9 protein-coding genes are annotated in these 3,642 nt (G+C 67.3%); 6 read left to right on the top strand and 3 right to left on the bottom strand.

The features are described 5' to 3' along the window. The 3 genes from VMV28_06315 to VMV28_06305 all read right to left on the bottom strand — a co-directional run. On the bottom strand, positions 1–203 hold a 203-nt coding region (locus tag VMV28_06315), incomplete at its 3' end, for a hypothetical protein (GenBank protein HUZ80210.1). Between the two features lie 15 nt (positions 204–218). Further along, entirely contained in the window at positions 219–428 is a 210-nt protein-coding gene (locus VMV28_06310) for an AbrB/MazE/SpoVT family DNA-binding domain-containing protein (protein HUZ80209.1), read from the bottom strand. Between the two features lie 47 nt (positions 429–475). Continuing rightward, positions 476–727, bottom strand: coding sequence for a RusA family crossover junction endodeoxyribonuclease (locus tag VMV28_06305; GenBank protein ID HUZ80208.1), 252 nt, complete (start codon positions 725–727; stop codon positions 476–478). 318 nt (positions 728–1,045) lie between these two features. Here VMV28_06305 and VMV28_06300 point away from each other — a divergent pair, with 318 nt between their 5' ends. The 6 genes from VMV28_06300 to VMV28_06275 all read left to right on the top strand — a co-directional run bounded on the left by VMV28_06300 (position 1,046) and on the right by VMV28_06275 (position 3,636). Beyond that, on the top strand, positions 1,046–1,267 hold the full coding sequence (locus tag VMV28_06300; protein HUZ80207.1) for a hypothetical protein: 222 nt from the start codon (positions 1,046–1,048) through the stop codon (positions 1,265–1,267). Beyond that, positions 1,264–1,545, top strand: a complete 282-nt coding sequence (locus VMV28_06295) for a hypothetical protein (GenBank protein ID HUZ80206.1) — start codon at positions 1,264–1,266, stop codon at positions 1,543–1,545. Before VMV28_06300 ends, VMV28_06295 begins: the two co-directional genes overlap by 4 nt. Before the next feature lie 430 nt (positions 1,546–1,975). Further along, a complete protein-coding gene (locus tag VMV28_06290) occupies positions 1,976–2,542 on the top strand; it encodes a hypothetical protein (GenBank protein HUZ80205.1) in 567 nt (188 codons plus the stop codon). Between the two features lie 6 nt (positions 2,543–2,548). Beyond that, the gene (locus VMV28_06285) at positions 2,549–2,809 is read left to right on the top strand and encodes a hypothetical protein (GenBank protein ID HUZ80204.1); all 261 of its coding nucleotides are present in this window, start codon (positions 2,549–2,551) and stop codon (positions 2,807–2,809) included. 191 nt (positions 2,810–3,000) lie between these two features. Further along, complete coding sequence (locus VMV28_06280) at positions 3,001–3,246, top strand: antitoxin VapB family protein (GenBank protein ID HUZ80203.1); 246 nt, start codon at positions 3,001–3,003, stop codon at positions 3,244–3,246. Beyond that, a complete protein-coding gene (locus tag VMV28_06275) occupies positions 3,247–3,636 on the top strand; it encodes a type II toxin-antitoxin system VapC family toxin (GenBank protein ID HUZ80202.1) in 390 nt (129 codons plus the stop codon). It begins immediately after the preceding gene. The last annotated feature ends 6 nt before the right edge of the window (positions 3,637–3,642 follow it).

Genomic DNA, 3,642 nt, shown 5'->3' with positions numbered 1-3,642 from the left:
CGGGTATGGCCGAGCGCGGCCACGTCCTCCAGCGCAGCGTGCTCGCCGCGCATGGCCTTCGCCTTCTTGTACACTTCAAACACCGTGACGGCCGACGTTAAGATCTCGGTCGGGGGGACCGCGTCGATCACCCGGTTGTACTGACCTTGCTTCGGCCCTCCACCGAACCGTTCGATCCACCCGTAGCTGTCGATGGATATCACCGCGCCTCCCGACTCCTAGAAGCGATCGTGCTTGTCGCGAAGGCCCCTCGTATCCAGCCCGGGGGTCATTCCCTTGGTCTGCTCGAAGGGGCGGACGGGAACGTAGTGAAGGATCCCGTGCTTCACGATCACGGCCATCTTGTCCCCGGCCCGGATGTGGAATTCTTCGCGAACTCGCTCAGGGATTACCACTTGGTACTTCGGCGAGACTGTCACCGTATCCATCGACCATACCTCCGGGTAACGATATGGGTGTCGATATATCACCCTTACTACGCATGTCGCATCCTATAGGGGCGTGGGGTAAGGGAAATCCCGAGAAGCGCCCTACCGCCCACGACCGGTTCGACCCAGATTACCACGCCGGGCGCGCCGTAGTCCTTCTCGGCCTCGAGGCGCACCCCCTGCGAGCCGTCCCTCCACGCGATCCCCGTCAAGCTGTTCAGGCAGGCTCGGCATAGCTTGTCGAGGTCCGGCCGGAACTCGGGCCACACCCGTTGAAGCTTCGGCGCGCTCTTCGGCATGGGCACCCGGAGGCTGGGGTCCGACAGCGAGGGGGCCGGCTCGCCAACCCGGGCGGTGCACGATAGGGGAGTCGCTCTGACAGGCGAGCCCGAAAGGAACTATGACGACGGAAACGAGCGAGGAGGGACTGGGGGAGGCGGCGCACGACGAACTACGGGCGACGGAGAAGCAGCGCTGGGCGCTCTATCGGTGGGGGGTCGAGCGGGAGCGAGCCGAGGACCCGGGCTCTCGCGCAGCGAGGAGTCGAAGTGGTCGAGTCAGGAAGGGCGACCGCAATGCGTAACTGCGGCTCACCCTCGGGGAGGCGAGAGCGGGAGATGGTGAACCCGAAGAAAGACTGCACCGTCGTGCCGTCTCGGCACGCACTCGACATGATGAATCTGCGCGGACTACCGTTGGCGGACTTCGAGCGAATGGTGCGCGCCGCTCGGTGGCATCCGGAGGGCCCGGGAAGGGTCGATGCCGTGTATCGGCGATGGCACCTCAAGCTCAATGTAGTCCCCTGCCATGTCGAGCTGATTACCGCATTCCAGCTATGACGATGAGGAAGCAAAGGGCCAAGGTCATCCTTCCGGCCGGGTGTCCCGAGTGCAACGGTGACGTGGTCGAAGCCGTCCGCTCCTACTCGCTCGGAGGGGAGTTCTTTGGCCATTACCTCTTCTGGGTCTGCTCTCGGTGCGGTTACGAGCTGGTCCCCCCGGAGACGGCGCGGCAGATCCAAGAGGTGGCCAAGGCCAAGGGACTCTATGGGGCCCACGCCGGGGAACTCCCTCACGCGTTGGCGCACGCACGGGTAGCGACCAGGGCCCAAACCTGACGAGGCGATAGACCCCCGAACGGGACGGCTCCTGCGGCCCCTCGCTCGAGGTGAGATGTCCATCCGAGTGCTCGGTGGGGAAATCGGGACCACGGGACCCCACGGCGAACTGACCGAAGAGAGGAGCACTGGATTCTCTTCGCGCACTTCCTCGAGGGGCTCTTGGGCCGCCCTGGGGCGTTCTTCCCGGCCAACACGAGCTGCGGTGAGGAGATCGCTCCCTCCCGGCGCCGTGGCAACGTCCAAGGCGGCGGCGATGGCAAGTCCAGGAGCGGATTTGTTCGGTCCTCCGGGACGGACCGAGGAGCTCGAGCAATCACCGGTGAACCGTGAGAGCCCAATCCGGCCCCCACCCGACCAGTCCGGTTTCCGCCGACCCGCCTGGGGTAAGGTGGAGGGCTCGCCCCGAAGGGCGAGCACGCAAGAGATCATGGCGAGCAATCTACAGGAGGACCGATTCGGGGAGCCCGGGAACGGTGAACCACGGGCGACGGAGAAGCAGCGGTGGGCGCTCTATCGGTGGGGGGTCGAGCGGGAGCGAGCCGAGGATCCCGGGCTCACGCGAACCGAGGCGTCGAAGTGGCTGGGCGCCCTGATCGCCGGAGCGAAAGGGCAGGAGGGAGAATCCCGGGAACCCGGCCCGGAGGAACGGGAGAGCCCAACGAGGCAGGACGGTCGGCCTGCGGTCTCGAGCAACGGTGAAAGGGTGGACCCGGAGCGACGGAGCGAGCGAGCCGCGACGGCCCCGGAGCCCGAGAGCCTGGAGATCGAGGTGGCGGCACCCACCGGGATCCCGTACAGCACGATCCGGGTGCGGGCGGCGGCGAGCCGCAAACCCGGGGAGAGCCTGCGGGAGCTCGCGGACCGGCTGACGGAGGAGCTCGCGGTGATCGTGCGGGAGGAAGGCCAGCGGATCGAGGAAGAGCTGCGGCCGAGGCCGGGCGTCCTCGTGCGCCAGCCCGACGACACGAACGGCAACGGCCGGGGAGCGAGGTAGAAGAGGATGGAGCGCGCGCCACGGGGACCCGCTCCGCCCGAGACGGCGCCGGAAGGAAGCAGCGACGCGGGATCCGTAGGAGCGAAGGCGACGACGCCGTTCGCGGCCGTGCATCGGGCGTATGTCGAGCTGCTGATGGTGCGGACCCCGCCGGAGGTGGTGGCGGCCCTGGAACGGCTCTACTTGGAGGGATGGGAAGACGCGGTGCGGGAGAGCGACGAGCGGGAGGCCGAGGAGGAGGCGGCGCGGAGGGAGTGCGAGGGGTAGCCGGGGTGGCGGCGGCCGAACCGGGGGGGAAGGCAACGAGCCGGAGGTCGTCCCCCATCCCTCGATAAGGTGCCGCGATGCGATGGGACAGTCAACGTGGGAAGTCCGAGCCCGTTGCTACGCTCGTGGGCGTTGAGCAGGCTGGGAGGAAGCGCTATGTACTCCCACTATGGTAGACATAGCCAGAGCCCATGGAGACCACGTCCATCGCACTGGATCGGGAAGCCTACGACCTCCTGAAGCGGCACAAGCGTCCGGGCGAGACGTTCAGTCAGGTGGTCAAGCGGCTCGCCGGAAGGCGCCGACCGCTCTCCAGCTTCGCCGGAGCCTGGAAGGACTTACCCGCGAACCGCTTCCGCGAGATCGCGGCCGAGCGCAAGCGGGCGCGGCGCATGGACGAGGAGCGCTTCGATCGGCTCCTGCGGAGCGGAGGCTGATTGGCGCGCTGTCTCGACACCTCGTTCTTGATCGACGTCCTTCGTGGGCACCCCGGGGCCGTGGCGAAGGCGAAGCTCTTCGATTCCGAGGGAGAGGTCCTCTTCCTTCCGGCCCCGGTGGTCGCCGAGTTCCTGGACGGAGCGTACCACGTCGGAGGCTCCTATCTCCGCGAAGCGCTCGGGCTCGTGGGGGGGCGGGACGTGCTGCCGCTCGATTCCGAGTCCGGAGTGTTGGCCGGACGGCTTCGGGCGGAGTTGCGCCGTCAAGGGACCCCGCTACCGATGCTCGATGTGATGATCGCGGCCGTCTGCCTGACCCATCATCACGTCCTGGTGAGCCGAGACGCCGATTTTGCCCGTATCCCCGGGCTCGCGGTCGAGTCGTACTGACGAGCG

The organism is Thermoplasmata archaeon, from assembly GCA_035532555.1.
Classification (GTDB): domain Archaea; phylum Thermoplasmatota; class Thermoplasmata; order Lutacidiplasmatales; family UBA184; genus Lutacidiplasma.
The sequence above is the reverse complement of the archived record's forward strand: the minus strand, read 5'-3'. Positions and strand labels throughout refer to the sequence as shown.